Annotated in this window: 27 protein-coding genes, 1 other RNA gene and 1 riboswitch; of the genes, 15 read left to right on the top strand and 13 right to left on the bottom strand. The window is 68.0% G+C overall.

The genetic code is table 11. From position 1 onward, the window contains the following. The first annotated feature begins 54 nt into the window (after nucleotides 1-54). The 5 genes from AC1DS6_RS20340 to AC1DS6_RS20320 are packed head-to-tail and all read left to right on the top strand — an operon-like array spanning nucleotide 55 to nucleotide 4,449. Nucleotides 55-648: an SRPBCC family protein gene (locus tag AC1DS6_RS20340; RefSeq protein WP_441625345.1), complete on the top strand. Its 594-nt coding sequence runs from the start codon at nucleotides 55-57 to the stop codon at nucleotides 646-648. A 19-nt stretch (nucleotides 649-667) separates the two neighbouring features. After that, nucleotides 668-1,561: an AAA family ATPase gene (locus AC1DS6_RS20335; protein ID WP_441625343.1), complete on the top strand. Its 894-nt coding sequence runs from the start codon at nucleotides 668-670 to the stop codon at nucleotides 1,559-1,561. Then, a complete protein-coding gene (locus AC1DS6_RS20330; RefSeq protein ID WP_441625341.1) occupies nucleotides 1,555-2,754 on the top strand; it encodes a vWA domain-containing protein in 1,200 nt (399 codons plus the stop codon). Before AC1DS6_RS20335 ends, AC1DS6_RS20330 begins: the two co-directional genes overlap by 7 nt. A gap of 4 nt (nucleotides 2,755-2,758) precedes the next feature. Beyond that, nucleotides 2,759-3,802: an XdhC family protein gene (locus tag AC1DS6_RS20325; RefSeq protein WP_441625339.1), complete on the top strand. Its 1,044-nt coding sequence runs from the start codon at nucleotides 2,759-2,761 to the stop codon at nucleotides 3,800-3,802. Next, the gene (locus tag AC1DS6_RS20320) at nucleotides 3,799-4,449 is read left to right on the top strand and encodes a nucleotidyltransferase family protein (protein WP_441625337.1); all 651 of its coding nucleotides are present in this window, start codon (nucleotides 3,799-3,801) and stop codon (nucleotides 4,447-4,449) included. The genes AC1DS6_RS20325 and AC1DS6_RS20320 overlap by 4 nt, the downstream gene beginning before the upstream one ends. A gap of 78 nt (nucleotides 4,450-4,527) precedes the next feature. On the opposite strand, the gene AC1DS6_RS20315 is transcribed toward AC1DS6_RS20320, so the two are convergent. The 6 genes from AC1DS6_RS20315 to AC1DS6_RS20290 form a co-directional block, all read right to left on the bottom strand. Then, nucleotides 4,528-5,229 (bottom strand): SIMPL domain-containing protein, encoded by a 702-nt coding sequence (locus tag AC1DS6_RS20315; protein WP_035876034.1) that lies wholly within the window; start codon nucleotides 5,227-5,229, stop codon nucleotides 4,528-4,530. Nucleotides 5,230-5,349: 120 nt separating this feature from the next. Continuing rightward, nucleotides 5,350-6,162, bottom strand: coding sequence for a sulfite exporter TauE/SafE family protein (locus AC1DS6_RS20310; RefSeq protein WP_441625335.1), 813 nt, complete (start codon nucleotides 6,160-6,162; stop codon nucleotides 5,350-5,352). A gap of 136 nt (nucleotides 6,163-6,298) precedes the next feature. After that, nucleotides 6,299-6,793 (bottom strand): EVE domain-containing protein, encoded by a 495-nt coding sequence (locus AC1DS6_RS20305; protein ID WP_441625333.1) that lies wholly within the window; start codon nucleotides 6,791-6,793, stop codon nucleotides 6,299-6,301. A 202-nt stretch (nucleotides 6,794-6,995) separates the two neighbouring features. After that, nucleotides 6,996-7,206, bottom strand: a non-coding RNA gene (ssrS, locus tag AC1DS6_RS20300) — 6S RNA. A 285-nt stretch (nucleotides 7,207-7,491) separates the two neighbouring features. Further along, nucleotides 7,492-7,833 carry a cell division protein ZapA gene (locus AC1DS6_RS20295; protein ID WP_441625331.1) on the bottom strand — a complete coding sequence of 114 codons (342 nt, stop codon included), beginning with the start codon at nucleotides 7,831-7,833 and terminating at the stop codon, nucleotides 7,492-7,494. Beyond that, nucleotides 7,830-8,147 carry a hypothetical protein gene (locus AC1DS6_RS20290; RefSeq protein ID WP_045235926.1) on the bottom strand — a complete coding sequence of 106 codons (318 nt, stop codon included), beginning with the start codon at nucleotides 8,145-8,147 and terminating at the stop codon, nucleotides 7,830-7,832. The genes AC1DS6_RS20295 and AC1DS6_RS20290 overlap by 4 nt, the downstream gene beginning before the upstream one ends. A gap of 219 nt (nucleotides 8,148-8,366) precedes the next feature. Further along, a riboswitch (cobalamin riboswitch) is annotated at nucleotides 8,367-8,610 on the top strand. A gap of 95 nt (nucleotides 8,611-8,705) precedes the next feature. On the opposite strand from AC1DS6_RS20290, the gene AC1DS6_RS20285 reads away from it, so the two are divergent. The 7 genes from AC1DS6_RS20285 to AC1DS6_RS20255 all read left to right on the top strand — a co-directional run bounded on the left by AC1DS6_RS20285 (nucleotide 8,706) and on the right by AC1DS6_RS20255 (nucleotide 15,465). Beyond that, entirely contained in the window at nucleotides 8,706-10,667 is a 1,962-nt protein-coding gene (locus AC1DS6_RS20285; protein ID WP_477102997.1) for a TonB-dependent receptor plug domain-containing protein, read from the top strand. A 15-nt stretch (nucleotides 10,668-10,682) separates the two neighbouring features. Beyond that, nucleotides 10,683-11,681 (top strand): FecCD family ABC transporter permease, encoded by a 999-nt coding sequence (locus tag AC1DS6_RS20280; protein ID WP_441625327.1) that lies wholly within the window; start codon nucleotides 10,683-10,685, stop codon nucleotides 11,679-11,681. A 5-nt stretch (nucleotides 11,682-11,686) separates the two neighbouring features. Continuing rightward, nucleotides 11,687-12,523 (top strand): ABC transporter ATP-binding protein, encoded by an 837-nt coding sequence (locus AC1DS6_RS20275; RefSeq protein WP_441625325.1) that lies wholly within the window; start codon nucleotides 11,687-11,689, stop codon nucleotides 12,521-12,523. Further along, a complete protein-coding gene (gene cobO / locus AC1DS6_RS20270; protein ID WP_441625323.1) occupies nucleotides 12,516-13,157 on the top strand; it encodes a cob(I)yrinic acid a,c-diamide adenosyltransferase in 642 nt (213 codons plus the stop codon). Before AC1DS6_RS20275 ends, cobO begins: the two co-directional genes overlap by 8 nt. Before the next feature lie 61 nt (nucleotides 13,158-13,218). Further along, entirely contained in the window at nucleotides 13,219-14,259 is a 1,041-nt protein-coding gene (gene cobT / locus AC1DS6_RS20265) for a nicotinate-nucleotide--dimethylbenzimidazole phosphoribosyltransferase (protein WP_441625321.1), read from the top strand. Between the two features lie 28 nt (nucleotides 14,260-14,287). Continuing rightward, the gene (locus tag AC1DS6_RS20260; RefSeq protein WP_441625319.1) at nucleotides 14,288-15,052 is read left to right on the top strand and encodes an adenosylcobinamide-GDP ribazoletransferase; all 765 of its coding nucleotides are present in this window, start codon (nucleotides 14,288-14,290) and stop codon (nucleotides 15,050-15,052) included. Beyond that, nucleotides 15,037-15,465, top strand: coding sequence for a histidine phosphatase family protein (locus AC1DS6_RS20255; RefSeq protein WP_477102996.1), 429 nt, complete (start codon nucleotides 15,037-15,039; stop codon nucleotides 15,463-15,465). The genes AC1DS6_RS20260 and AC1DS6_RS20255 overlap by 16 nt, the downstream gene beginning before the upstream one ends. A 312-nt stretch (nucleotides 15,466-15,777) precedes the next feature. Here the strand turns inward: AC1DS6_RS20255 and AC1DS6_RS20250 are convergent, their stop codons facing one another. The 4 genes from AC1DS6_RS20250 to cobU are packed head-to-tail and all read right to left on the bottom strand — an operon-like array spanning nucleotide 15,778 to nucleotide 19,485. Continuing rightward, nucleotides 15,778-16,686 (bottom strand): cobalamin-binding protein, encoded by a 909-nt coding sequence (locus tag AC1DS6_RS20250; RefSeq protein ID WP_441637588.1) that lies wholly within the window; start codon nucleotides 16,684-16,686, stop codon nucleotides 15,778-15,780. Between the two features lie 11 nt (nucleotides 16,687-16,697). Beyond that, nucleotides 16,698-17,777 carry a threonine-phosphate decarboxylase CobD gene (gene cobD, locus AC1DS6_RS20245; protein WP_477102995.1) on the bottom strand — a complete coding sequence of 360 codons (1,080 nt, stop codon included), beginning with the start codon at nucleotides 17,775-17,777 and terminating at the stop codon, nucleotides 16,698-16,700. Then, nucleotides 17,774-18,772, bottom strand: coding sequence for an adenosylcobinamide-phosphate synthase CbiB (gene cbiB / locus AC1DS6_RS20240; protein WP_441637592.1), 999 nt, complete (start codon nucleotides 18,770-18,772; stop codon nucleotides 17,774-17,776). The genes cobD and cbiB overlap by 4 nt, the downstream gene beginning before the upstream one ends. Then, nucleotides 18,772-19,485, bottom strand: a complete 714-nt coding sequence (gene cobU, locus AC1DS6_RS20235; protein WP_082094698.1) for a bifunctional adenosylcobinamide kinase/adenosylcobinamide-phosphate guanylyltransferase — start codon at nucleotides 19,483-19,485, stop codon at nucleotides 18,772-18,774. The genes cbiB and cobU overlap by 1 nt, the downstream gene beginning before the upstream one ends. A 91-nt stretch (nucleotides 19,486-19,576) precedes the next feature. On the opposite strand from cobU, the gene AC1DS6_RS20230 reads away from it, so the two are divergent. After that, entirely contained in the window at nucleotides 19,577-21,124 is a 1,548-nt protein-coding gene (locus AC1DS6_RS20230; protein WP_441635515.1) for a cobyric acid synthase, read from the top strand. A 119-nt stretch (nucleotides 21,125-21,243) separates the two neighbouring features. After that, nucleotides 21,244-21,894, top strand: coding sequence for a nucleotide-binding protein (locus AC1DS6_RS20225; protein ID WP_441635517.1), 651 nt, complete (start codon nucleotides 21,244-21,246; stop codon nucleotides 21,892-21,894). On the opposite strand, the gene AC1DS6_RS20220 is transcribed toward AC1DS6_RS20225, so the two are convergent. Next, nucleotides 21,875-22,426, bottom strand: a complete 552-nt coding sequence (locus AC1DS6_RS20220; protein ID WP_441635519.1) for a GNAT family N-acetyltransferase — start codon at nucleotides 22,424-22,426, stop codon at nucleotides 21,875-21,877. The two genes, AC1DS6_RS20225 and AC1DS6_RS20220, sit on opposite strands and share 20 nt — an antisense overlap. A 220-nt stretch (nucleotides 22,427-22,646) precedes the next feature. Between AC1DS6_RS20220 and AC1DS6_RS20215 the strand changes: the two genes are divergently transcribed. Further along, nucleotides 22,647-23,834: a PepSY-associated TM helix domain-containing protein gene (locus AC1DS6_RS20215; RefSeq protein ID WP_441635521.1), complete on the top strand. Its 1,188-nt coding sequence runs from the start codon at nucleotides 22,647-22,649 to the stop codon at nucleotides 23,832-23,834. 117 nt (nucleotides 23,835-23,951) lie between these two features. On the opposite strand, the gene panC is transcribed toward AC1DS6_RS20215, so the two are convergent. After that, nucleotides 23,952-24,800 (bottom strand): pantoate--beta-alanine ligase, encoded by an 849-nt coding sequence (gene panC, locus AC1DS6_RS20210; RefSeq protein ID WP_035864067.1) that lies wholly within the window; start codon nucleotides 24,798-24,800, stop codon nucleotides 23,952-23,954. Between the two features lie 140 nt (nucleotides 24,801-24,940). Beyond that, complete coding sequence (locus tag AC1DS6_RS20205) at nucleotides 24,941-25,822, bottom strand: segregation and condensation protein A (RefSeq protein ID WP_035863726.1); 882 nt, start codon at nucleotides 25,820-25,822, stop codon at nucleotides 24,941-24,943. Nucleotides 25,823-25,844: the final 22 nt, after the last annotated feature.

Raw genomic sequence — 25,844 nt, 5'->3', positions numbered from 1 at the left:
CCATCGCGCCGCGTGCGGTGGCCGGCGGCGGCTCACGAACTCGAGGACAGCCCGATGAAAGTCGTACTCGAAAAGGTATTTCCGCTGGCATCCACGGTCGATGCCGCGTGGCATTCCCTGCGGGACGTCGAGGCCGTGGCCGCGTGCATGCCGGGCGCGACGATCACCGAGCGCGTGGATGCCACGCACTACAAGGGGACGATTGTCGTTCGACTGGGCCCCGCCACGATGTCGTTCAAGGGCGATATCGAAGTGCTTGGCCTCGATCCGGCCGCGCGAAGCCTGCATCTGGCCGGCAAGGGCGCGGATTCGACGGGCTCTTCCGCCGCGTCGATGGACCTGCTCGCGACCGTGCGGGCGGCAGGCGCGGCTTGCGAGCTGGCCGGCAGGAGTGAGGTGACGATGAGCGGGAAGGCGGCCGCGTTTGGCGGACGGATGATGAACGCGGTGGGGGACCAGATCCTCAAGCAATTCGCCGCCAATTTCGCGGCGCTTGTGCAGGCGCCGCGGGCACGGCCCGCTGCGGATGCCGCCGATACCCCCGTGCCGGAGGCGGCCGCGCCGCAAGCCGGGTTGAACGGCCTGGCGCTTGCCTGGGCCATGCTGCGCGACTGGGTGCGCGGGATCTTTTCCCGCAAGGCCACCTGACCGGATGCCCGAGCCCGCCATGACCACCGGCCGCATGAACGACGTGATATCGCTGCAGCAGCGCCTGGAGCGGCATGGCTATATTGCCGAGCGCAGCTTCGCGGCGACCCTGCTGCTGACCATGGAGATGCGCCGTCCCCTGTTGCTGGAGGGCGAGGCGGGCGTCGGCAAGACCGAGGTCGCGAAAGCGCTAGCGCGCTTGCTGGACACGCGCCTGATCCGCCTGCAGTGCTATGAAGGGCTGGACGCGCATTCGGCGCTCTACGAGTGGAACTACCAGCACCAGTTGCTGGCGATCAAGCTGCTGGAGCAGGACGAACGCCCGGTCCCGGACAAGGAGCAGGACATTTTCTCCGAGCGCTACTTGTTGAAGCGGCCATTGCTGGAGGCGATCACCACGACGCCGGCGCCGGTGCTGCTGATCGACGAGATAGACCGTACGGACGAAGCGTTTGAAGCGTACTTGCTGGAGTTGCTGTCGGACTTCCAGATGTCGATTCCGGAGCTCGGCGTGATCCGCGCGGCGGAGCGTCCCTTCGTGATCCTGACCTCGAACGGCACGCGCGAGATCTCCGATGCGCTGCGCCGCCGCTGCCTGTACCAGTATGTGGACTATCCGAGCTTCGACAAGGAACTGCTGATCGTGCGCATGCAGGTGCCGGAGGTGCCGGAGAAGCTCGCGCGCCAGGTCGTCGAGTTCGTGCAGGCCTTGCGGCAGATGGATATGCAGAAGCGGCCCGGCCTTGCCGAGACGCTCGACTGGGTGTCGGCCCTGCTTCGGCTGGGCATCAGCGCGCTCGACGCCGGCGGCGTCGAGCGGATCATGGATTCCCTCTCCGCCCTCGTCAAGACGCGCGCGGACCAGGCCGGGCTGACCCGTCCGGTCGTGGAAAAGCTGGCCGCAGCATGCTGACCGCCATCCCTTGCGCCGACGAACGGGCGCCTGCGCAAAGTCTCGGTGCCATGCTCGAATCCCGCTATGCCGGGTTCGCGGGATGGCTGCGCGCCAACGGCTTTGGCATCACCAGCAGCGAGATGGCCGCCGCGATGGAGGTGGCGCAGCGCATGGGGCAGATGGATAGCCAGCTGCTGCGCTGGAGCCTGCGCGCGCTGTTGTGCTCGCGCGCCGAGGAATGGCGCCGCTTCGATGCGCTGTTCGACGCCTACTTCCTCAGGCCGAACCGCCGCGCGCTGGTGCGGGCCCATGCGGGCGGCGCTGGCCGCATGGCGCGGCAGCGCGACGGCGGCCGGCCCGACGACAGCGAAGGCACGCCGCTGGCACCCGGTGGATATGGCGACGACACGACCGGTATGGGCAGCGCGGCCGCGCGCGGCGTCTCGGTCGAGGCCTCGCTCGCCCACGCGGATTTTCGCCATCTCAACCAGCCCGATGCACTGTTCGCCATCGACGAGGCGATGCGGCGCTTCGCGCAGCGGCTGCGCGGCATACAGACACGCCGCGAACGCCGCGCCGTGTCCGGCCGCGTGATCGACATGCCGTCGACGATCCGGCGCAGCGTGTCGCGCGGCGGCCTGCCGCTGGACCTGGCCTGGCGGCGCCCGCAGCGGCGGCGTCCCCGCATCGTGCTGCTGCTGGATGTGAGCCGCTCGATGAGCCTGTACAGCTTCTTCTTTCTCCGGCTTGCACGGGTGTTGAGCGCGCGCGTTTCCGACGTGCATTGCTTCATCTTCCATACGCGGCTGGTGGGTATCGCGCAGGCGCTGCGCGATCCGGATCCCTGGCGCTCGCAGGAGCGGCTGGCGCTTCTGTCGGCGGGGTGGGCGGGCGGCACGCGCATCGGCGAAAGCCTGGATGAATTCAACCGGCAGCATGCCGCGGCGCTGCTGCACTCGCGCACCGCCGTCGTCATCGTCAGCGACGGCTACGATGCCGGCGCGCCGGCGTTGCTGCGGCAGTCGCTGCACAGGATCCGGCGGCGTTGCCGCACCCTGGTCTGGCTCAATCCGCTCGCGGGCCAGCCCGGCTTTACGCTCGCCAGCGGCGGCATGTTGGCAGCGCTGCCGTATATCGACCTGCTGGCCGGTGCGCGCGATCTCGCAAGTCTTCAGCAAGTGCTGCCACAAGTGCTGTCCATTCTGCAATGAAGCAATGAACGACGATACTCTCCTGCAACTAGAGCAACGGCTGATCGAAGCCTCGCTGCCGTTCGCCGTCACCACCGTGATACGGGCGCAGCCGCCTACCTCGGCCTGGGTAGGCGCGCAGGCGCTGGTGGAAGCCGATGGCGCGTTGCACGGCTGGATTGGCGGCGGCTGTTCCCGCGCCATCGTGATCCAGGCCGCGCTGGAGGCAATCCGTTCGGGGCAGCCCAAGCTGCTTCGCATCAGCAACGCGCCCGCGGCGCCGGAGGCGGATGTGGAAAACCACGCCATGCCGTGCGCGAGCAACGGCACCATCGAACTGTTCATCCAGCCGACGCTGCCGCCGCCCGTGGTGCTGGTGCTTGGCGCGACGCCCACCGCGCTGGAGGCCTGCGTGCTCGCGCAGCGCATGGGGCTGAGCGTTGCCGCCGCGGCGAAGGTAACCGTGCCGCTCGCCGCGCTTGGCTTGCCGCGTGTCATCGAAGGCTTCGACGATGCGGCCTTTGCATTGCTGGATCCGCAACTAGTCCTGGTGGCCACTCAGGGCGACGGGGACGAGGATGCCCTGGAAGCCGCCATGCGCAGCCGTGCAGCGGCGGTCCTGCTGGTAGCCAGCCAGCGCAAGGCGGACAAGCTGCGCGAGGCCATGCGCGCGCGCGGCATCGCCCCGGAACGGCTGGCCGCGCTGCATGCGCCGGCCGGACCCTGTATCCATGCGCGGACCCCGCAGGAGATCGCGCTGGGCGCGGTCGCGGGACTGGTGATGCTGCGCCGCCTGCTGGAGCAGGAGCGGGCGGCCGAGGTGTCGGGCGCGGGGCCGGCCGACAAGCTGCCCGTGGTGCGTCCGTGCGAGTCGATGGCATCGGTCGAGCCGATGCCGGTGCGCTACGTGAACCCGGTCTGCGGGATGGAGATCGATATCGCTTCTGCGAAGTATGTTGTCGACTACGGCGGGCAGCGCCTGTATTTCTGCTGCGACGGCTGCAAGGTGGAATTCGAGCGCGAGCCGGGCAAGTACCTGGCGATCGCGCGGCAGCGGGAAACGACATGAACGACATGAGCGAGACTGCGACCGCGCTGCCTGCCTTCTCGGCGGTCGTGCTGGCCGCCGGCATGTCATCGAGGATGGGGGACAGGCACAAGCTGCTGCTGCCGGTGGCAGGGCAACCCGCGGTCAGGCGTACCGTACGCGCCGTGCTTGCGGCGGGACCGCAACAGCTTGTCGTGGTGACCGGCTTCCAGGGCCGCGCGGTGATCGAATCGCTTGAGGACCTGCCAGTCGGCTTCCAGCCCAATCCGCGCTACGAGGAGGGCCAGATGACCTCGGTGGCCGCCGGCGTCGCCGCGCTGCGGCTGCCGTGCAGCGTGGTGCTGGTCTGCCTGGCCGACCAGGTCTTGCTGGAGGCCGGCGATTACCGGGAGCTGGTGGACGCCTTCGGCGCCATGCCGCGCGGCTCGATCCTGGTCCCGGTATTCGCGGGGCAGCGGGGCAACCCGGTCGCCTTTTCCGCCAGCTATGCCGCCGAGGTGGTGGCGGGGCACGTCAATCCCGGCTGCCGCAAACTGATCGCCGACCATCCGGACGAAGTCTTCGTCCATGAAGCCAGCCACGACCGCTTCACCACCGACATGGATACACCGGAGGACTACGCCCGCATCGTGGAGCGGCTGCGCGTTGGCAGCACGGCTCGCGCATAGGAAAACGGGCCTCTCCCGCTGCGCGGAAGAGGCCCGTTTGACCCGTGTGTGGTTCGTCCTGGTCCGGACGCGCGGGATTTACTTCAGCATCTGCACCGAACCGTTTACCGTCACCGTGACCTGGGCCTTGCCGCCCTCTACCGGCACCGGCGCGGAATCGGCCATCATGGCCTTGGCCGCGTACATGCGCGGCATCGGCTGCACGGCGCCGGCTTCGCTCACCTGGACTTCACGGATGGTGTAGCTGCCGTAGCCGAACAGTTTGGTGGTGGCCTGCGCTTTTTCGCGGAAGGAGGCCACGGCCTGCTCGGTCAGCTTGGCCTCGGCGGCGTGGCGGGCTTCGCGCGACAGCGAGAAGCTGATGTTCTGCACCTGCATCTGGCCGGCGAGCTGGCCCGCGAGCTTGGACACCGCGGAGAAATCACGCGACTCCAGAATCACCTCGGCGCGGCCGCGCCAGGTGCTGATGCGCCCGTTCTTGTCGTTGGACGGATAAATGGTGAAGCCGCCTGATTGCGCCTGCACGCCGCTGGTCCGCTTTGCCTGGGCAATCACTTCCTGCGTCTTCGCCGACAACGACGAGGAAATCGCGCCGGGCTCCGCGCCTTCCTGTTCGGCTGCCAGTGTCATGTGCACCACGTCGGTGGGTACCTCGGTGGCGGCCTGGGCGGACAGCGACAGCACGCCGGCGGGCGCCGGGTCGTGGGTCGGGCCACCACCCTGGGCGGAGGCAACCATGGCGGTGGTACCGAGCAGCGTGGCGGCAAGCAGTTGTTTCATCAGGATTCTCCCTTTCTTGGCGATGCAAATCAGACGCGCGGCCGAGGTGATCGTTCCGTTACCTTGCGATCGACGTTGTATCTACATGTATCCGCTGCGCTGCACCGCCCAAGCCGCCGCTCAGAACGCGTGCCAGGCCTTCCACAGCATATAGGCCGCAAGACTGAACAGCAGGCAGGCGAAGACCTTCTTGAGTTGCCCGACATCCATGCGGTGCGCGGTGCGCGCCCCCAGCGGCGCGGTCAGCACGCTGGCCACGGCGATCACCGCCAGCGCTGGCAGATAGATGTAGCCGAGCGAACCCGCCGGGAGCCCGCCCTGGCCCAGCCCGCTCCATACATAGCCGATCACGCTCGCCACGGCGATGGGAAAGCCGAGCGCGGCCGAGGTGGCCACGGCGTTGTGGATGGGCACGTTGCACCAGGTCATGAACGGCACCGAGACAAAACCGCCCCCCGCGCCGACCAGGCTGGACAGGAAGCCGATCACCCCGCCGGCGCCCAGCATGCCCGGCGTGCCGGGGAGCTGCCGGTGCGGGGCGGGCTTGCGGTTGCGCAGCATTTGCCACGCGGAGAAACCGACAAACACCGCGAACAGCAGCGACAGCCAGCTCGTCTTGAGCGCCGCGAAGACCTTGCCGCCCCCGATCATGCCGCCGATCAGGATGCCCGGGGCCAGCGCGAGCACCAGTTTCCATCGCACCATGCCGCGCTTGTGATGGGCACGTACCGAGGACAGCGAAGTGAACAGGATGGTCGCCATGGAAGTGGCGATCGCCATATGGACGATGGCCTCATGCGGGAAGGCCATGGCGGTGAACAGCAGCGTGAGGAAGGGCACCATCAGCATGCCGCCGCCGACGCCGAGCAAGCCGGCGCAAAAACCGGTGAAGGCGCCGAGCAGCAATAGCCCGGGAATCAGGGAAAAACTCATGATGCGGAATCGGCCTTATTGGTGTTGTAGTTATGTAGTCGGCAGCCATTGTGTCATGCCGCCTGTGTGACCGTCAGTGCTGCCCGCCATGGTGGGCGGCCGCAGCCGCGCCGCATCTTTGAAGCGTTTCAGCGCATCAGCGCATCAGATTCGTGGTAATGAAACGCCATTCGGCCGGCGTCACCGGCGTGATCGACAAGCGGTTGCCGCGGCGTAGCACGGCCATGTCCGCCAGTTCCTCGTGCGCGCGCAGGTCGGCGAGCGAGATCAGCGGGCCCTTGCCGACAAAGCGCACGTCGACCAGCATCCAGCGCGGTGCATCGGGCTTGGCGGCGGCATCGTAGTAGTCGCTCTTCGGGTCGAACTGGGTGGGATCGGGATAGGGCTGCGAGCTGACTTCGGCCAGGCCGGCAATGCCGGGCTGCGGGCAGGAGGAGTGATAGAACAGCACGCCGTCGCCGATGCGCATGGCGTCGCGCATGAAGTTGCGTGCCTGATAATTGCGCACGCCGGTCCATGGCAAGGTGCCACGCTCGGCCAGGGTATCGATGCTGGCCTCATCGGGTTCCGATTTCATCAGCCAGTACTGGCGGGCGCGCGTGGTGGCATTGGCTTGCGTGGATCGGCTCATGGGCAGGCAGGGCAGGCGTGACGTTGGCGACAGCGCTATGGTGCAGCAAGCCCGGCCAAAAGAAAACCGTTTGCCCGACGCGGGCCGGCGTGGGCGCGCATCAGCAAGGAAGCGGGGGCAGGGCGCAGGAGGGAAACATGGCGGCGCAAGAAAGCGCGGCACAAAAGGAAAAGGCGGTGGTTAAAAAACCACCGCCTTTAGAGGGGTCCCCGCCTCGGCCGCTGGATCGGCATCCTGAACCCAAGTGAGGTTCAGAGTGGCTGCGGAAGCCGCATTTCGGGTACATCACTGTTTCAGGGAGTCCAGACTGCGACTATGAACCAAGCGACGCGCTCGCCCACACGGCATAATCCCGCACCAACAAATGCTTATCGGTTCAAGGAATATGATCCTGACGAACCAGGCAGGGAAACTGTCAAACGTCTGACCTTTATTGCACTACCGAACACAACGGCTCCGGGAGGGCTGTCAGACGTTTGCCGTTTCGAACTTGGATGGGATGAAAACGGCGGTCAGGCGCGATAACCCGACCTAAGGTGCCGCAACTATGTGGCTTGGTGCGGCTTGGCTCCACTATACACCGCACCGCTTTCCATACCAAGCCCGTCGTTGCGTGTCGTTACATTTTGCTGACGCGCGCGGCATGTCGGGCACATCGCGGCTCCCCTGTGCCGTGCGGTACACCGCCTGCGGTGCGTTCAGTTGCGCGGCGCGGGCGCATTGGTACCCACGTGCGCGTACTGCCGCAGGGCTTCGTCCGCGCGTTCGTTGAGTTCGCGAATGCGCGCGCGCACGGCATCGACGGGAATCGCGCCGTCCTCCTGCTGCTTGCGCTTGAGCGAGAGCAGGTCGGAGGCGATGCTGATGGCGGCCATCACGGCAACGCGTTCCACGCCTTTGGCGGACACGCCGCCCTTGAGGCGGGTCATCTGGTCGTCTACCAGTGCCACGGCTTCCAGCAGCGCGGCTTCATTGTCGGGCGAAATGGCGAAACGGTAGGACTGGCCGGCAATGTTCACTTCGACTTGCTTGTTGCTCATGCGTTTTCTCCGGGAGCCTTGTGATCGGCGCGGCTGGCCGCCTCGCCTTCGCCCAGCAGGTCGAGCTGGCGGGCGTCGCTGGCGGTGGGCAGCTTGTCGAGGATCGACTGGATGCGCAACTGCGCTTCCTCGATCTTGATATTGAGCAGCTCGCGGTCTGCCGCCATGGCTTCGCGGTCGCCGCGCAGCTGGCTGGCCTCGGCCTGCAGGCGTTCGATCTCCTCGCGCAGCCGCTGGTTCTCCGCCGCAAGGGTATCGGCATGGTGCAGCACACGCCCGATCTTGGCGGCGAGTTGTTCGAGTTCGGTGAGCATAGAGCCTGTCATATCTAGGGTCTCGGGTTTTGGGATTTTAGCCCAAGCGCTATCGTGAGGACGGCGAACGCAGGTGTGTGTGACCGGGCCTGCGCGCCGAAGTTGCATGCATCGTCGCTTAACGGCATTCCGGGCGACGGCTTTATGCCTGTTTTCAGGCGCCCGCCACTGGTTTTCCGCCGGAATCACGCGGCATTGACGCTTGCCCTGAAACTGCCTACACTCGCGCACGTTCCAGGTGCTCGTAATCCTATTCACTACAGGGTTGCAGTTCAACGGGAAACAGGGAGCCAGCCGCCGCCGCCAGGGCGGGGCCGTGCCAACCTGTGCTGCCCCCGCAACGGTAAGCGACCGCGATCGCAAGATCGCAAGGCCGACCCACAAGCCACTGAACCGCAAGGTTCGGGAAGGCGGTCGGACTGGTGTCGCCAGCCCGGATACCGGCCTGGATGAGAGTGCGCTGCCTTTTGCTGTCTTTTTGCGGGAACCGGCGGCGTGCTTCGTCGCCAGACGGTCCGCGGGGGAACGGACCAGGCAGATCTCTCCCACAATCGCATCATGCGCTCATCGTCCTACAGGTCGAGCCGTCCGGCATTGCCGGCGCGCCGTCACACCGCCCCCGTCTTCGTCTCCCGGCAACTGCCCGCAGCGCTTGCCGCCTTGCTTGCCGTGAGCGCGCCTGGCATCGCCATGGCCCAGTCCGCCGGACAATCCGCCTCGCAGCCCGCGGCCGATGCGCAACTAGACCCGGTGGTGGTCACTGCCACCCGCACTGTCCAGCCGTTGACCGAGGCGCTGCCGCATACCACCGTAGTGACCCAGCAGGACATCGTCAACTCGCAAGCCATCGACCTGCGCTCGTTGCTGCGCACGCAGGCCGGCGTGGAGTTTGCCGCCAACGGCGGCCTGGGTGCCAATACCAGCCTGTTCATGCGCGGGGCCAACTCCAACCAGACGCTGATCCTGATCGACGGCGTGCGGATCTCGGCTGCCAGCAGCGGCACGGCCCAGCTCTCGAATATCCTGCCCGACCAGATCGACCATATCGAGATCGTGCGCGGCAATGTCTCGGCGCTCTATGGCTCGGATGCGATCGGCGGCGTGGTGCAGATCTTCACCAAGAGCGGTGCGGGCCAGGCTCCCGCAGCCAACGCTCAGATCGAATACGGCAGCAACAATACGCGCCAGGGCACGGTGGGCTACGGCGGCCAGGTGGGCGATACCTCGTTCAATATCACCGGATCGGCCGTCAAGACAGACGGTTTTTCGGCGATCAATGCGGCCCAATGGAACGGTGACAATCCGGCCAAGGCAAAGAAGGGCACAGGCCCGAACCCGAACGACAACCCGTATGACAACAAGAGCGTATCGGGCCAGGTGAAGCATCGTTTCACCAGCGACTGGGACGCCGGCGTCACCGCCTACTACTCGAAGAGCAAGCTCTCCTACGACACCACGACAGGCAAACCGACCGATGTCTGGTGGATGAACAGCGAGTTGTACACCGTATCCGCCTTTGTCAACGGCAAGTTCACCCGGGACTGGACCACGCATTTCAAGATCGCGCAGAGCGGGGACAATAGCGAAAACACCCTGAACGGACTGTTCAACAGCAACTTCAACACGCGCAACCGCCAGTACACGTGGCAGAACGAATATGCGCTGGCGCCCACCCATAAGCTGCTGTTCGGCACGGAGTATGCGCAGCAGGAATTCAGCTCGAACACGTATGGCGCGCCGGGCCGCAATATCATGTCGGTGTTCGGCGGCTACAATGGCCGGCTGGGCAAGCACCAGCTGCAGCTCAATGCGCGCAACGACCATTACTCGGATTTCGGCAGCCAGGCGAGCTATTTCGCCGGCTACGGCTATAACGTGACCGAGGCGTTCAAGCTGATCGCCAACGCCAGCAATGCCTTCCGCGCGCCCACCTTCAACGAACTGTACTATCCCAACTATGGCCAGCCCGGCATCCAGCCCGAGCGCGCCAAGTCGGTCGAGCTGGGCGCGCAGTACAGCACGGACAGCGCCGGCCTGCTGCGCGTGACCGCGTTCGAGACCCGCTACGACAACCTGATCACCGCCGCGTTGCAGCCCAACGGCTTGTTCCTGGCGCAGAATATCAACAAGGCCAAGGTGCAGGGCATCGAAGCCTCGTGGCGCGCCAGGCTGATGGGCACCGATGTGGGCGCCAGCGTGACCTTCCAGAACCCGGTGGACGAGCAGAGCAATACGCAGTTGCTGCGCCGCGCGCGCCGCCATGCCGCCTTCGACGTGGGCCGCCAGTTCGGCGCCTTCCGCCTGGGCGGCGAGTGGATTGTTTCGTCGGCCCGCCTCGATAGCGGATCGCGTACCCTGGGCGGATACGGTATCGTCAACCTCACTGCCCGTTACAACATCGACAAGCAATGGTTCGTTGCCGCCCGCGTGGAAAACCTGTTCGACAAGAACTACCAGCTCGCCTATCCCTACAACACGCAGGGACGCGCCGGCTTTATCACGCTGGGCTGGCGCCAGTGATGGCGGCCGCCTGAGATGCGTCGCGCGCTAGCCGTCTGGCTGATGCTTGCCGCCGCCGGCGTGGCGGTGTTCCTGCTGTCCCTGGCGGTGGGCAGCGTGCCGCTGTCGGGCACGCAGGTCTGGCAGGCGCTGTCAGGCGCCACCGACGATACCGCCGGCGCGATCGTGCGTGAGCTGCGGCTGCCGCGCGCGGCGGCCGCCTTCGCCTGCGGCGGCCTGCTGGCGCTGACCGGCGCGCTGATGCAGGTGCTGCTGCGCAATCCGCTGGCCGAGCCCTATGTGCTGGGCGTCTCGGGCGGCGCGGCCACCGGCGCGCTCACCGCCATGCTGATGATGTGGCCGCTCTGGACGGTGCAGGCCGGTGCAGCGGGCGGCGCACTGTTCTCGATGCTGCTGGTGGCCACGCTGGCCCGGCGCGACCTGCTGCACCCGCAGGTGCAGGGCGGCCACCATGAGGCCGGCTCGCGCCTGCTTCTCACCGGCGTGATCCTGGCCGCGGGCTGGGGCGCGCTGATTACCCTGATCCTGAGCGTGGCGCCCGAAGCGCGGCTGCGCGGCATGTTGTTCTGGCTGACCGGCGATCTTGGCGGTACCGCCAGCTACGGGCTCGCGCTGGGTGCCCTGGCGTTGGCCGTGCTGCTGGCGATGCCGCTGGCGCGCTCGCTCAATGCGATGCTGCTGGGCGAGACGGTAGCGCAGGCGCTGGGCGTGCGCGTCGGCGCCGTGCGGATGTCGGTGTTCGTGCTGGCCTCGCTGGCCATCGCGGTGGCCATCACGTCCGCCGGCTCGATCGGCTTTGTCGGCCTGGTGGTGCCGCATCTGGTGCGCCTGGCCTGGGGCAACGACCAGCGCCTGTTGTTGCCAGCCTCGGCCTTGCTCGGCGGCGCGCTGCTGATGGCCGCCGACCTGGTGGCGCGCACGGTAATCGCGCCCGCGCAGTTGCCGGTGGGCGTGATCACGGCGCTGCTGGGCGTGCCGACTTTTCTCTTCTTGCTGTTGCGCAGGCCGCGCTGATCCCCATGACGAGCTGGAACCAACCCGTCTCGCCTTGTCCGCCGCTGGTGCTGCAGTCCTTGCAGCTGCGCGCTGGCAAACGCGCCTTGCTCGATGGCCTGAGCCTGACCATGCAGGCCGGCGAACTCTGGTGCATCGTCGGCCCGAACGGCGTCGGCAAGTCCACGCTGATGTCGGTGCTGGCCGGACTGCGCAAGCCCGACGGCGGCGCGGTGCTGCTCGACGGCCGCGCGCCACTGGAGATCGCGCCGGCCGCGCTGGCGTTGCGCCGCGCCTATCTGCCGCAGGCGGTGCACGATACCTTTTCGATGTCGGTGCGCGACGCCGTGGCCGTGGGCCGCCATCCTCACCTATCGGGCTGGGGCTGGTCCGGCCGCGAGGACGATGCGGTGGTCGCCGCGGTCATCCGCGAACTGGATCTCGACGGGCTGGCCGGGCGCGATGTGCTGACCCTGTCCGGCGGCGAACGCCAGCGCGTCTCGCTGGCCGCCACGCTGGCGCAACAGGCGCCGTTGCTGCTGCTCGACGAACCGGCAGCCCACCTGGACCTGCGCCACCAGATCATGGTGCTGGAAACCCTGACCCGGCTGGCGCGCACCGGCCGCCACGCCGTCGTGGTGATCCTGCACGACCTCAACCTGGCGCGGCGCTACGCGACCCATGCCTTGCTGCTGGCCGAGGACGGCCTCTGCCTGCATGGCCCCGCGTCGGAAGTACTGACTCCCGCGTATTGCTCGCACGCGCTGCGCACGCCGATTGTCAGTGTCAGCGACGGCCACCATACCGCGCTGATTGCCGACGGCGCCACTCATCCGGAACAAGACGGAAATCAATATGACTGAACCCCAGGCCAACGCCCCCTCCAAGAACGAAGACGCCGCCCGCGACGAACGCCACAAGGCGCGCATGGCGCGCAAGAAGGATGTCGTGGACGCCAAGATCGCCGCGGCCCAGGACGAGCGCGGCGTCATCGTGATCACCACCGGCAACGGCAAGGGCAAGTCCAGCTCCGGCTTTGGCATGGTGGTGCGCGCGCTCGGCCACGGCATGCAGGCCGGCGTGGTGCAATTCATCAAGGGTGCGATTCCCAGCGGCGAGGAACTGTTCCTGCGGCGTTTTCCGGAGCAGTGCGCCTTCCACGTGATGGGCGAGGGCTACACCTGGGAAACCCAGGACCGCGCGCGCGATGTGGCCAAGGCCCAGGTGGCGTGGGAGGTGGCGCGCGGGCTGCTGCGCGACCCGTCGGTCGGGCTGGTGCTGCTGGACGAACTCAATATCGCGCTCAAGCTGCATTATCTCGATGTCGACACCGTGATCGCCGACCTGCGCGCGCGCCCACCGATGCAGCATGTGGTGATCACCGGCCGCGGCGCGCCGCCTGCGCTGATCGAGGCGGCGGACACCGTGACCGACATGACGCCGGTCAAGCACGCCTTCCAGCAGGGCATCAAGGCGCAGCGCGGCGTAGAGATGTAAGGCTCCGGCCATTTGTGCATTTGTGCCATTTGTCATTCAGCCAATCACTGCGACGAACATCATGCAATTACCCTACATTGCCCCGCTCGACGCCTCCCTGCGCCCGGCGCTGCAAGCCGCCATCGATGCCAAGACCAAGCCGCTCGGCGCGCTCGGCCGGCTCGAAGACCTGGCCCTGCAGATCGGCCTGATCACCGGCGGCGGCACGCCTGAACTCAAGCGACCGGCCGTGATCGTGTTCGCCGGCGACCACGGCGTGGCCGACGCCGGCGTGAGCGCCTATCCGGCCGAAGTGACGGCACAGATGGTGCTCAATTTCCTGGCCGGCGGCGCTGCCATCAATGTGTTCTCGCGTCTGCACGGGCTGGCGCTGGAGGTTGTGGACGCCGGCGTGCGCGCGCCGCTGCCGTCCGCGCCCGGCCTGGTCAACTGCCGCATCGCGGCGGGCACGCGCAATTTCGCGCAAGAGCGCGCGATGACCGCGGAGCAGGTGCAGGCGGCGCTCACCGCCGGCATGGCGCGCGTGCTGCGCCACGCGCAAGAGGGCAGCAACGTGATCGGCTTCGGGGAGATGGGCATTGCCAATACCTCGTCGGCCGCTTGCCTGGTGAGCCGGCTGACCGGCACGCCGATCGACGATTGCATTGGCCGTGGCACCGGCCTGGACGATGCCGGCCTGGCACGCAAGCGGGCTGTGCTGTCGCAGGCGCTGGCCCTTCATGCCGATGCCGTGGAGCCGCTCGACGTACTCGCGGCATTCGGCGGTTTCGAGATCGCCATGATGACCGGCGCTTTCCTGGCCGCGGCGGCCAGCCGGATGGTGATCCTGGTCGACGGCTTTATTGCTTCGGCCGCGCTGCTGGTGGCGCAGCGCCTTGCTCCCGAGGTGCTGCAGTACTGCGTGTTTTCGCATTGCTCGCATGAGCACGGCCATCGCCGGCTGCTCGAGCATTTCGGCGCGGAACCGCTGCTGGCCCTGGACCTGCGCCTGGGCGAGGGCACCGGCGCCGCGCTGGCCTATCCGCTGGTGGCCTCGGCCGCGGCCTTCCTGCGCGAGATGGCGACCTTCGGCGCCGCCGGCGTCAGCACGGCTTCCGCCTAGCGCGGCGGCAATCCTGCCACAATGGCCCATGCTCGATGAAATCCGCTATTTCCTGACCGCCGTTGGCTACTTCACGCGGGTGCCCGTGCCGCGCTGGGTTGGCTTTGCGCCGCACTACCTGAACGCGGCGGCGCGCTATTTCCCGCTGGTGGGGCTGCTGGTGGGCGCGCTCGGCGCGCTGGCGAGCTGGGGCGCACTGCAATGGTGGCCGCCCGGCGTGGCGCTGCTGCTGGGCATGGCAGTGACGCTGCTGGTGACAGGCGCCTTCCACGAAGACGGCCTGGCCGACTGCATCGATGCCTTCGGCGGCGGCTACCGGCGCGAGGATGTGCTACGCATCATGCACGACTCGCGCATTGGCGCGTTCGGCGCTATCGCGCTGGTGGTGGCGCTGCTGCTCAAGTGGCAGTTGCTGGTGGCGATTGCTGCGCGTAGCGGCATGGTGGAGCTGCTGCTGGTGCTGGTGGCCGCGCATGCGGCCAGCCGCGCGATGGCGGTGAGCTATCTGGCCACGCTGGACTACGTGCGCGCCGAGGGTAAGGCGAAGCCGGTGGCGCAGCGGCTGTCGGGCATCGGCCTGGTGTTCACGCTGCTGTGCGGTGCCTTGCCGCTGTTGCTGGTGTCGCTGCCGTTTGCCGCCGTGGTGATGGTGGCGTTGGTGGTGCTGCGTTTCCTGCTTGGGCGTTATTACGTGCGCCGTATCGGCGGCTACACCGGTGATTGTCTCGGCATGGCGCAGCAGCTGGCCGAGTTGTTGATCTATCTCGTAGCAGCGGCATGGACCTGGTCCTGATCCGGCACGCGCGGCCTGAGGTTGCGCAGGGCGTTTGCTACGGGGCGCTCGATTTGCCCCTTGCGCAACCAGTGGAACCCGAACCCGCTCGCATGTTTTCGATGCTCGATGGCCTGGTGCCGCAGCGCATCGTCAGCAGCACGATGGCGCGCGCTCGCGCTACAGCGGCGTTGCTGGCGCGGGACCTCGGGCTGCCGCTCGAGACCGATGCGCGGTTGCGTGAGCTGGATTTCGGCAGGTGGGAGGGCTGTGCGTGGGATGCCGTGCCGCGCGCGGAGGTGGAGGCGTGGGCCGCGGATCTGCTGCATGCCAGGCCTCACGGCGGCGAGACGGTGGCCGAGGCGATGGCGCGTGTGCAGTTTCACCTCCCCTGCGGGGAGGCGACCTACTTTCTTGTCTTGCCAAGAAAGTAGGCAAAGAAGGCGCGCCGGATGGGGCGACACCCCCTCGGGATCCGGCGAAAAGAGCGGCCGGGACCCAAACTCGCATCGCCTTAAGGCGATAYTCAAACATGGGTCCCTCTTTTCCGCTCTTTTCACCGGATCCCGAGGCGCCCCATACGGCCAGGTACACCTACACGGCTCGCTCCGCATTGCGCTGGGGTGTGGGCCGCCCTTGGGGGCGCTCCACACGGCTACCAATCGTTGATTTGGCGGGCTCGCCCCTGCAAATGGCAGCCCTCTCGCGCAGGCGGGATGGGGCGGGCGTTCCTGGACCTGTCCTACCTATTGCGCCGGCCGCTTGCGGCGCGCGTTGTCCAGGTCCTTGCATACGACTTCCGCACCCTGGGTGATGCGCGGGCCGGCCCGGTTGACCAGGTCGCCGTCGATGGCGTACAGGTTGCCGCGCGCTACCGCGGTCACCTGTTTCCAGCGTTCCCACATGGCGAAGTCGGGCAGCGGGCGGTCGGAACGGGTCGCGCCCATGCTGGCGGTCATCATCACCTCGGGATTGCCGGCGACCACGGCTTCCACCGATACCGTCGGTACCAGCAGGGATTCGTTGGCGAACAGGTTGCGCCCGCCGCAGAGCGCCAGCACGTCGCTGATCAGGTGCTGCCCGCTGAGGGTCATCAGCGGTTGCTGCCAGACCTGGTAGAAGACCGTTACCGGCGGCCGTGCGGCGTAGGTCTGGCGCAGTTTGTCGACCTGATGGCGGAAGCTGGCGGCGGCGCCGTTGGCGGTGGATTCGGTGCCGAGCAGCACGCCAAGCCTTTCGATATTGCTGGGAATGCCCTCCAGCTTGCGCGGCTCGCTGTAGAACAGCGGCAGGCCGAGCGCGCGCAGCCGGTCGGTCTGCTTTTGCGCATTGCCGTGGCGCCATACCACGATCAGGTCCGGCTTGAGCGCGGCGATGCGTTCGAGATCCAGTGCCTTGTTGTCGCCTACGCGCGGGATGTCGCGTGCCTGCGGCGGGTAGTCGCTGTAGCTCACGGCGCCGACGATGCGCGCGCCGCCGCCGGCAGCGTACAGCATCTCGGTGACATGTGGCGCCAGCGAGATCACGCGGCGCGCGGGTTGTTCCAGCGTGACGGTTTGCCCGGCATCGTCGACCACCGAGACAGCGGCGCCGGCGTTGCCGCAAACGCCGATGCCCAGCAGTGTTGTCAGGACCAGCAGGGAACGGGCAGTCATCGGGAAAGGGATCATCGGGGTTGTGTCGGGGAAGGTGCCTGTGTTGAGCCGTCTTGATGCATGCCCATGGGCATCGCGGCGCATGCGGATGCCAGCGCCGCGTCGAGCCATTGCCACGCCGCTTCTTGCGCCGGGGGCAATCCCAGCCGCAGGCTTGGCATGGCATCGACGCTGGCCGGTGCGTCGAACAGCCGCGTCCATACGCCTTGCCGCGCAAGCGTGTCGTGCAGCAGCGCCGCGTCGGCGCGCGGCACCCAGCTGAACAAGGGGTGGCTCACGGGCGCCAGGCCGTGCGCGCGCAGTATCGCCGCGAGCCGCCTGCCCGCCTGCTGCAGATGCTCGCGCGCGGCGGCCTGCCAGCCGTGGTCGGCCAGGGCCAGGCGCGCTACCGCGCGCGCCGGGCCTGCCACGGTCCAGTGCCCGAGCTGTTCGGCCAGCGCCGCCAGCAAGGCGGGCTCTGCCAGCACGAAGCCGCAGCGCACGCCGGCCAGGCCGTAGAACTTGCCGAGCGAGCGCAGGACTACCAGGCCGGGGAGATCCGAGCGCGCGGCCAGCGACAGCGCGGGCGTGCAATCCATGAAGGCTTCGTCGAGCAGGAGCGTGCCGCCGCGCGCCGCCAGATCGGCATGCCACGACAGCAGCGTGTCTTGCGTGAGCGTGCGCCCGGTGGGGTTGTTGGGGTTGACCACCACCAGGTGGTCGAGCCGCGCGGCAAGGTCGCCGCGCGCGAAATCCGCTTCGGCCAGCGGCATCACCTGATGCCCGGCGCGGGCGAAGGCGGGCGCGTATTCGCTGTAGCCCTGCGCCGCCACGCCAACGCGGCCCGGTTTGAGCAATTGCGGCAGGGTGCGGATGGCAGCCTGCGAGCCGGCCACCGGCAGGGCTTGCGGCGCGCAGTAAGCCTGCGCCGCCAGCTCCGACAGGCCGTCGCCGTCCTGCGGCAGCCGTTGCCATGCGTCGGCGGGCAGGGCCGGCACGGGATAGCCGTCGGGATTGATGCCGGTGGAAAGATCGAGCCAGTCTTCGGCTGGCCGGCCGTAGCGGCGCACGGCGGCGAGCAGGTCGCCGCCGTGGCGGATCGGTGTACTCATGCGATGCCGTATTGGAGGAGGGCGGCGCTGGCGCCGGCGGCGGCCAGCCATAGCCAGAGCGTGCGTTGAACCAGCCGGAGGCAGGCGTGCACATCGGCGGCGCCGGGTGCGCGTCCCTCGCCAAGCGGCGGACGCTCCTCCCATTCGCCGTGGTAGCGTGCGGGCCCGCCCAGTGCCACGCCGACGGCGCCGGCGCCGGCGGCCATCACCGGGCCCGCATTGGGGCTGGACCACGCCGGCGCCTGCGCCCGCCAGCAGCGCAGCGCTTGAACGGTGCGTCCGAGCAGTGCGTAGGAGAGCGCGGTGAGGCGGGCAGGCGCCAGGTTGAGCACGTCGTCCAGGCGCGCGGCGGCCCAGCCGAAATGCAGCAGGCGGGGCGTGCGGTAGCCCCACATCGCATCCAGCGTATTGGCAAGGCGGTAGGCGATCACCGCCGGCGCGCCGCCCAGCAGGAACCAGAACAAGGCGCCAAAGATGGCGTCGTTGCCATTCTCCAGCGCCGATTCGCAAGCGGCGCGGGCCAGCGCCTCGCCATCCGCGTCGGCGGTGTCGCGCGAGACGATGCGTGCCGTGAGCTGGCGCGCATCGGCGAGATTGCCTTGCGCCAGCGCCACGGCGATCGGCGCGATATGCTGGGTCAGGCTGCGCGCGCCCAGCGCGGCGTAGAGCGCCAGTGCCTGCAACAGCCAGCCCAGCACCGCGCTGAACTGCGTGGCGGCATGCACCAGAATGCCGGCCAGCGCGGCCGGCGTCAGCACCATCAGCGCCCAGGCGGCCAGGCCGGTGAGCCGCTGGCGCAGCGGCGCGCCGCCACGGTTCAAGCGGCGTTCCAAGGCCGCCGCGAGGCGGCCGAAACCCACCAGCGGATGCCAGCGGCGCGGCTCGCCCAGCCACTGGTCAAGCAGCACGCCGGCTACGGCGGCGGCCACGCAGGCGGTCCAGGTAAAGTCGAGAAACGGCCACCACGAAAGCAGCGAGGACAGCGAAGACAGCATCAGCACGCCGGGTCGGCGCCTTTCACGCTGACGGGAATGCCTGCCACCAGCAGCCGCACGCGGTCCGCGGCGGCGGCCAGCTTCTGGTTCAGGCGGCCCAGTTCGTCCACGTAGAAGCGGGTGATGGCGCCCATCGGCACCACGCCGAAGCCGATCTCGTTGGAGACCAGGATGACGTGGCCGGGCAGGGTGGGCAACGCGGTCAGCAGCGCGTCGATTTCCTCGGTGAAGGCGGCCGGCGGCGTCACCAGGCCATGCTCGGGATAACTGCGGGCGTCGAGGAACAGCAGGTTGTTGAGCCAGAGCGTGACGCAGTCGACCAGGATGCAGCCATTGTGGGTCGCGTGCGCGTACAAGGCGTCGGCAAGGTGCAGCGGCGCCTCGACCAGGCCCCACTCGGCCGGGCGCCGGGCGCGGTGCAGCGCGATGCGCACCTCCATCTCTTCATCGGCGCTGTTGTCGTCGTGGCGCGCGGTGGCGATATAGGTGACGGGGCCCCCGGTGGCTGCGGCATGGTCGGCGGCCATCTGCTCGGCAAAGTGGCTCTTGCCCGACCGTGCCCCGCCGAGCACCAGCGTGAGCTGGCGTGCGCGGCCGGCCGCCGCCGCGGCGTGCGGCGCGGTCGCGGCCTGGGGCGTGCGTTCGCCGGCCGGCGCGTGGCTGGTTGCGCTGACGGGCTCGGTGGCGGTGGCGGAGGCTTGTGCCGGGATCATCCGGGTATTGTAGCGGGCGCATCCATGGATCGCACGCCCGCGATGGCGCGCGCAGGGCCGCCGGGAAGCACGCCGATGCGATAATCCCACGATGCAAAAAAATCTCTCCGAAGCCACCGCGCAGGCGCTGCCGGGCGGCTTGCGCGGTACCTTGATGGTGCAGGGCACCACCTCCGACGCTGGCAAGAGCACCCTGGTGGCAGGCCTTTGCCGGGTGCTGGCCCGCGCCGGCGTGCGCGTGGTTCCGTTCAAGCCCCAGAACATGGCGCTCAACAGCGCGGTCACCGCCGACGGCGGCGAGATCGGGCGCGCGCAGGCCTTGCAGGCGCTGGCCGCCGGGCTGGCGCCGCATACGGACATGAATCCGGTGCTGCTCAAACCCAGCAGCGATACCGGCGCGCAGATCATCATCCATGGCCAGGCGCGGCTGGACCTGGATGCGCGCGCCTATCACGCCTACAAGCCGGTGGCGATGCAGGCGGTGCTGGCCTCGCACCGGCGCCTGGCCAGCGCCTACGAGGTCGTCATGGTGGAGGGCGCCGGCAGCCCGGCGGAGATCAACCTGCGCGACCGCGACATCGCCAACATGGGTTTTGCCGAAGCGGTCGACTGCCCGGTGGTGCTGGTGGCCGACATCGACCGCGGCGGCGTGTTCGCCCACCTGGTGGGCACGCTGGACTGCCTGTCGGAATCCGAACGCGCGCGCATCAAGGGCTTCATCATCAACCGCTTCCGCGGCGACATCGCGCTGCTGAAGCCCGGGCTGGACTGGCTGGAGGCGCGCACCGGCAAACCCGTGCTGGGCGTGCTGCCCTACCTGCATGGCCTGCACCTGGACGCCGAGGACGCCATCATCGGCTCGCAGGCGGCCAAGCAGGGCGAACTGCTGCGCGTGATCGTGCCGGTGCTGCCGCGCATTTCCAATCACACCGATTTCGATGCGCTGCGCGCGCATCCGCAGGTGGACCTGCGCTTCATCGGCCCTGGCATGCCGATCCCGCCTGCCGACCTGATCGTGCTGCCAGGCAGCAAGAGCGTGCGCGCCGATCTGGCCTTCCTGCGCGCCAATGGCTGGGAGCCGGCCCTGCGTCGGCATCTGCGCTATGGCGGCAAGGTGATCGGCATTTGCGGCGGCATGCAGATGTTGGGCCGGCGTGTGGACGACCCGGCCGGCAACGAGGGCACGCCCGGCAGCAGCGAAGGTTTCGGATTGCTGGACTACGAGACGGTCCTGGCGCCGCACAAGCAGCTGCGTGTGGTGAGCGGCCGGCTGGCCCTGGAGGACGGCAGCGAGGCAGCCGTGCAAGGCTACGAGATCCATATGGGCGTGACCACCGGCGCGGCGCTGGCGCGCCCGGCGCTATGGCTCGAAGGCGAGCGCCCGGACGGCGCGCAGTCGGAGGACGGCCAAGTGCTGGCCTCCTACGTCCACGGCCTGTTCGACCAGCCCGAGGCCTGCGGCGCGCTGCTGCGCTGGGCCGGGCTGGCGCGGGCCGAAGGCGTCGACCTGGCCGCGCTGCGCGAGGCGTCGCTGGAGCGGCTGGCCGACACGCTCGCCGCGCATCTCGACCTGGGCACCTTGCTGGCGCCCTTGCAAACTTCGCCGCTGGCCGGGCCGCCCGCGCGCGGCAACTGCTAAACTCGCAGGCGGGTCCGCTCCGCCGGGGCCCGCTTACGACAAACGGCAAGGCCGTGGCGGAACCCGGAGCGGCGCGCCCGAGGGCAGCGCCGCCATGGAAAGCCATTGCGGAGACACCCATGCCTGTAGTCGTGATCGCCAATCCCAAAGGCGGCGTAGGCAAGACCACGCTGGCCACCAACCTGGCGGGCTATTTCGCCAGCGCCGGCCATGCCGTGATGCTGGGCGATACGGACCGCCAGCAATCCTCGCGCGCCTGGCTGGGTTTGCGGCCGGCCTCGGCGCCGGCCATCCGCACCTGGGACATCAGCTCCGACCAGATCGCACGTCCGCCCAAGGGCACCACCCATGTGGTGCTCGACACCCCGGCCGGCCTGCACGGCTGGCGCTTCAACGACGTGATGAAGCTGGCCCACCGCGTGGTGGTGCCGCTGCAGCCTTCCCTGTTCGATATCCTGGCCACCCAGGATTTCCTCGCTCGCCTGGCGGACGACAAGCGCGTGCGCCACGGCGAGGTGGAGGTTGGCGTGATCGGCATGCGGGTCGACCTGCGCACCCGCGCGGCCGAGCAGTTGCAGCGCTTTGTCGCGGAGCTGGGGCTGCCGGTGCTGGGTTTCCTGCGCGATACGCAGAACTACGTGCAGCTGGCCGCGCACGGGCTGACCTTGTGGGACGTGGCGCCATCCCGCGTGGCGCGCGACTGGGAGCAGTGGCAGCCCATCATCGGCTGGCTGGAGCAGCCCGCCCTGGCTAAGCGCCCAGCCGCCTGAGCAGGGCGTCCACCGACGGCCAGCTGACGCGGCGTACGGCCACGATAAGGCTGGCGCCGGGAAACGCATCGTCGAACGGTTCGCTTTCGATGCCGTCCAGGCGCCGGTAGAACTCGCGCGCCTGGGTGTTGCTGTCCAGCACATAGAGGAAGAGCGGCTGCCCGGGCCATCCGCTGGCCGCGCGCCGCGCGCAATGCGCGAACAAGCGCTTGCCGAGGCCCAGTCCATGCCATTGCGGCAGCACATGCAGGTTGTCCAGGTACACGCCGAACTGCGGCTCGGCTTCCGCTTGCAGGCAGGCAAAGCCGGCCGGCTCGCCATCCACGCGCGCGAGCGTGACCTCCAGCGGCCCCTCGGCGCCATCCACCAGGCGTGCCCGCCAGGCCCGCAGGCGCTCGGCCGGCACTTCCCGTTCCAGGTAATCCGCCGGCAACAGGCCCTGGTAGGCGTGGTGCCAGCTTTGGGTGTGCAGGCCGGCAATCAGCGCTGCATCTTGGGCCGCGGCGGGCAGCAATTCGATCGATCTGGGCATCTTCAGGGCAGGAACGCGGGGCCGGCGGTGGCCGCGCACGCCATTCTGCCGCAATCCGGTGCGGCCCCGCCACAGTCTTGCTCCCGTCGCGCGCGGGCTTGTAACGCCTGATAGAATCGCGAATCTTTCGCATTCTCATTTTTACTGGCGTGACGTATCCATGCGTTGCCGGCCTGTGATGCGCAATACATAACCCCCCCAAATCTGCTCTCTGCCTCCCATGGTCACCGGCCGCCTGCGCGTTGTCATCGTCAAGATTCATCTCTACATCGGCTTAACGCTGGGTTTGCTGTTCGTCATGCTGGGCCTGACCGGCACCGCCATCGCCTGGCGCGATGAACTCGATGCGCTGCTCAACCCCGGATTGCTGACCGCCTCGGCCGAGGTGCCGCTGCCGGTCGCGCCGGCGACGGTACAGGCGGCGACCGACAAACTGCAGGCCGATCCGCGCTACGGCCGTCCCGGGTTGCTGATGCTGCCGTCCGCGCCGCACGAGGTGTTCGTGGCCTGGTATCCGCTCAAGGGCGCGGATGCCGGCCGTTCGCGCCAGGTCATGGTCGATCCCGTCACGCTGGCGGTGAAAGGGGAGCGGGTCTGGGGCGAGCCGGGGCTGTCGCGCCCGCTGCTGATGCCCACCTTGTTCCAGGTGCACCATTACCTGCTGTCTGGCGAGACCGGCCGGACCATTCTCGGCATTGCCGGCATGTTGCTGCTGGTGATGGTGATCTGCGGGGTCGCGATGTGGTGGCCCAAGCTCAAGCCGCGCGCGGTGTTGCATGCCTTTCGCATCACGCACGGCGGCTCCTGGTCACGCTTCAATTATTCGCTGCACCGCGCGGGCGGCATCTTCGCGGCGCCGGTGCTGGCTACCATGGCGTTTTCCGGCTGGTACCTGGACCTGCCCAAGTGGGTGACGCCGCTGGTGGCCGGCGTGATGACGGTGACGCCACCCGGCAAGCCGGCATCGGCGCCTGTGCCCGCCGGAACGCCGCCGCTCGGCGCGGCGCAAGCGGTCAGCGCGGCCCAGGCGCTTTACCCCGCCGCGCAGGTCACGCGGGTGAGTTTCCCGCGCAAGGCCGGCGATCCCTTCGAGGTCCGCGTGCGCCAGCCCGGGGAGGTCCGCCAGGGCAGCGGCGCCACCCGGATCTGGCTCGATGCCCACACGGGCAAAGGCCTCGGCGTGCGCGATCCGATGGCCGCGCCCGCCGGCGATACCTTCCTCAACTGGATGTACCCGCTGCATACCGGTGAAGCCTTCGGTTTGCCGGGGCGGATCTTTATCTCGGTGTTCGGGCTGGTGCCGCTGCTGTTCGCCGTGACCGGAGTGCTGATCTGGTGGAAGCGGCGGCGCGGGCATCGGCGCCATGTGGCCCGGACGCTGCAACGCGCCAGGGCACGGACCGCCTGACCGGGCCGGGTCTGCACGGGCGGTGCCCCGGCAGGGCCTTGAACGACAAAAAGAGAAGCGGCCCTGGGGCCGCTTCTCTTTGCTACGGGGTAGGTGCGGCGCCAGCCGCTCCCGGCGTCAGATCTCGAGATTGTCGATCAGCCGGGTAGCCCCCAGCTTGGCTGCCGTGAGGATCACCAGCGGCTCGCCCGCCACGTATTCCTCGCGGGTCGGCGGCTGCAGGTCTACCTGCTTGCGGATGGCAATGTAGTCCGGCTTCCAGCCACGCGCCTGCAGCGCAGCCTGTGCATTAGCCTCGATCGCGGCCAGGTCGGCGCTGGCGCTGTTGGCGGCCAGAACGGTATTGCGCACGTCATGCAGCGTCTTGTAGAGCACCGGTGCCTCGGTGCGCTCGTCGGGCGTCAGGTAGCGGTTGCGCGAGGACAGGGCCAGGCCGTCCTCGGCGCGCACGGTCTCGGCCGGCACGATGTCGATCGGCAGCGCGAACTGGTTCACCATGCGGCGCACGATCATCAGCTGCTGGTAGTCCTTCTTGCCGAATACCGCCACGCGTGGCTGCGCGCACGAGAACAGCTTCATCACGACCGTGCAGACACCTTTGAAGAAGCCGGGGCGGAATTCGCCTTCGAGGATGTCGCCGAGGTCGTGCGGCGGCTCCACGCGGTATTCCTGGGGCTCGGGGTACATGTCCCGCTCGGTCGGCGCAAACAGCACGTACACGCCTTCCTTCTGCAGCTTCTCGATGTCGTCCTGCAGCGTGCGCGGGTACTTGTCGAAATCCTCGTTGGGACCGAACTGCAGCCGGTTGACGAAGATTGACGCGACCACCGGGTCACCGTGCTGGCGCGCCAGGCGCATCAGCGACAGGTGGCCTTCGTGCAGGTTGCCCATGGTCGGCACGAAGGCCGCCCGGTTCTGTCCGCGCAACTGGTCCCGCAACTCGTGAATGGAGGAGATGACTTTCATGAAGTTGGTGTGCTGGTCGTGGTAGGGATGACCCTGGCGCATACGCGCGCCCGAGAAGCCGGTCTGGTGCTCTTGGTGGCGCCGACTGTCGGCGGATTGTAGAGCATGTGGCCCGAGGCGGGCGCCGCTATCGGTGCGGCCTAGCTGGGAATGTACGCCAATCGCACATAAATCGGCGCAAACGGCTCGGCCTGGGTGATCTCCACCAGGGCTTCACGCGAGAGCTCCAGCATGGCGATGAAGTTGACCACCACCACCGGCACGCCCTTGCCGGAGCGCACGGCTTCGTCGAAGAGCTCGCTGAATTCCATGAAGCGCGTATGCTGCAGGCGCCGCAGGATATGGCTCATGTGCTCGCGCACCGACAATTCCTCGCGCGAGATCTTGTGGTGCTGGTTGAGCCTGGCGCGCTTGAGCACGTCGGCCCAGGCGGCCTGCAGGTCCACGACCTCGACATCGGGAAAGCGCGGCGCGAGGCTTTGCTCGATATAGACCTGCGAGTGCAGGAAGTCGCGCCCGAGCTGCGGCACCTGGTCGATGCGCATGGCCGCCAGCTTCATCTGCTCGTATTCGAGCAGGCGGCGCACCAGTTCGGCCCGGGGATCCTCTTCTTCCTCGTCGCTGTCGCTTTTCTTCACCGGCAGCAGCATGCGCGACTTGATTTCGATCAGCATGGCCGCCATCAGCAGGTACTCGGCCGCCAGCTCAAGATTGCTCTTGCGGATCTGGTCGATATACGTGAGGTACTGGCGCGTCACTTGCGCCATCGGGATATCGAGGACGTTGAAGTTCTGCCTGCGGATCAGGTAGAGCAGCAGGTCCAGCGGCCCTTCGAACGCTTCCAGGAAGATTTCCAGCGCATCCGGCGGGATGTACAGGTCCTGGGGCAGCTTGAACAGCGGCTCGCCATACAGGCGCGCGAAGGCCATGCCGTCGACGGCGGCCGGCGTGGAGTCCTGTCCGGGTGCCACGCTGGGCAGCTCGATCGGCGGCTTCAGCTTGTCCTGCTCGCTCTGGTTCATCTAGGGGCGGGCGCTCGAGGGG

It is taken from the genome of Cupriavidus sp. 05L310 (assembly GCF_056398185.1).
Note: the sequence above shows the minus strand (reverse complement) of the source record. Positions and strands in the feature narration are given on the sequence as shown.

What these genes read in the sequence shown, in the direction of transcription:
- AC1DS6_RS20340 (WP_441625345.1), top strand. Translation starts at nt 55, where the DNA reads ATGAAAGTCGTACTCGAAAAGGTATTTCCGCTGGCATCCACGGTCGAT.
- AC1DS6_RS20335 (WP_441625343.1), top strand. Translation starts at nt 668, where the DNA reads ATGACCACCGGCCGCATGAACGACGTGATATCGCTGCAGCAGCGCCTG.
- AC1DS6_RS20330 (WP_441625341.1), top strand. Translation starts at nt 1,555, where the DNA reads ATGCTGACCGCCATCCCTTGCGCCGACGAACGGGCGCCTGCGCAAAGT.
- AC1DS6_RS20325 (WP_441625339.1), top strand. Translation starts at nt 2,759, where the DNA reads ATGAACGACGATACTCTCCTGCAACTAGAGCAACGGCTGATCGAAGCC.
- AC1DS6_RS20320 (WP_441625337.1), top strand. Translation starts at nt 3,799, where the DNA reads ATGAACGACATGAGCGAGACTGCGACCGCGCTGCCTGCCTTCTCGGCG.
- AC1DS6_RS20315 (WP_035876034.1), bottom strand. Translation starts at nt 5,229, where the DNA reads ATGAAACAACTGCTTGCCGCCACGCTGCTCGGTACCACCGCCATGGTT.
- AC1DS6_RS20310 (WP_441625335.1), bottom strand. Translation starts at nt 6,162, where the DNA reads ATGAGTTTTTCCCTGATTCCCGGGCTATTGCTGCTCGGCGCCTTCACC.
- AC1DS6_RS20305 (WP_441625333.1), bottom strand. Translation starts at nt 6,793, where the DNA reads ATGAGCCGATCCACGCAAGCCAATGCCACCACGCGCGCCCGCCAGTAC.
- AC1DS6_RS20295 (WP_441625331.1), bottom strand. Translation starts at nt 7,833, where the DNA reads ATGAGCAACAAGCAAGTCGAAGTGAACATTGCCGGCCAGTCCTACCGT.
- AC1DS6_RS20290 (WP_045235926.1), bottom strand. Translation starts at nt 8,147, where the DNA reads ATGCTCACCGAACTCGAACAACTCGCCGCCAAGATCGGGCGTGTGCTG.
- AC1DS6_RS20285 (WP_477102997.1), top strand. Translation starts at nt 8,706, where the DNA reads ATGCGCTCATCGTCCTACAGGTCGAGCCGTCCGGCATTGCCGGCGCGC.
- AC1DS6_RS20280 (WP_441625327.1), top strand. Translation starts at nt 10,683, where the DNA reads ATGCGTCGCGCGCTAGCCGTCTGGCTGATGCTTGCCGCCGCCGGCGTG.
- AC1DS6_RS20275 (WP_441625325.1), top strand. Translation starts at nt 11,687, where the DNA reads ATGACGAGCTGGAACCAACCCGTCTCGCCTTGTCCGCCGCTGGTGCTG.
- cobO (WP_441625323.1), top strand. Translation starts at nt 12,516, where the DNA reads ATGACTGAACCCCAGGCCAACGCCCCCTCCAAGAACGAAGACGCCGCC.
- cobT (WP_441625321.1), top strand. Translation starts at nt 13,219, where the DNA reads ATGCAATTACCCTACATTGCCCCGCTCGACGCCTCCCTGCGCCCGGCG.
- AC1DS6_RS20260 (WP_441625319.1), top strand. Translation starts at nt 14,288, where the DNA reads ATGCTCGATGAAATCCGCTATTTCCTGACCGCCGTTGGCTACTTCACG.
- AC1DS6_RS20255 (WP_477102996.1), top strand. Translation starts at nt 15,037, where the DNA reads ATGGACCTGGTCCTGATCCGGCACGCGCGGCCTGAGGTTGCGCAGGGC.
- AC1DS6_RS20250 (WP_441637588.1), bottom strand. Translation starts at nt 16,686, where the DNA reads ATGACTGCCCGTTCCCTGCTGGTCCTGACAACACTGCTGGGCATCGGC.
- cobD (WP_477102995.1), bottom strand. Translation starts at nt 17,777, where the DNA reads ATGAGTACACCGATCCGCCACGGCGGCGACCTGCTCGCCGCCGTGCGC.
- cbiB (WP_441637592.1), bottom strand. Translation starts at nt 18,772, where the DNA reads ATGCTGTCTTCGCTGTCCTCGCTGCTTTCGTGGTGGCCGTTTCTCGAC.
- cobU (WP_082094698.1), bottom strand. Translation starts at nt 19,485, where the DNA reads ATGATCCCGGCACAAGCCTCCGCCACCGCCACCGAGCCCGTCAGCGCA.
- AC1DS6_RS20230 (WP_441635515.1), top strand. Translation starts at nt 19,577, where the DNA reads ATGCAAAAAAATCTCTCCGAAGCCACCGCGCAGGCGCTGCCGGGCGGC.
- AC1DS6_RS20225 (WP_441635517.1), top strand. Translation starts at nt 21,244, where the DNA reads ATGCCTGTAGTCGTGATCGCCAATCCCAAAGGCGGCGTAGGCAAGACC.
- AC1DS6_RS20220 (WP_441635519.1), bottom strand. Translation starts at nt 22,426, where the DNA reads ATGCCCAGATCGATCGAATTGCTGCCCGCCGCGGCCCAAGATGCAGCG.
- AC1DS6_RS20215 (WP_441635521.1), top strand. Translation starts at nt 22,647, where the DNA reads ATGGTCACCGGCCGCCTGCGCGTTGTCATCGTCAAGATTCATCTCTAC.
- panC (WP_035864067.1), bottom strand. Translation starts at nt 24,800, where the DNA reads ATGAAAGTCATCTCCTCCATTCACGAGTTGCGGGACCAGTTGCGCGGA.
- AC1DS6_RS20205 (WP_035863726.1), bottom strand. Translation starts at nt 25,822, where the DNA reads ATGAACCAGAGCGAGCAGGACAAGCTGAAGCCGCCGATCGAGCTGCCC.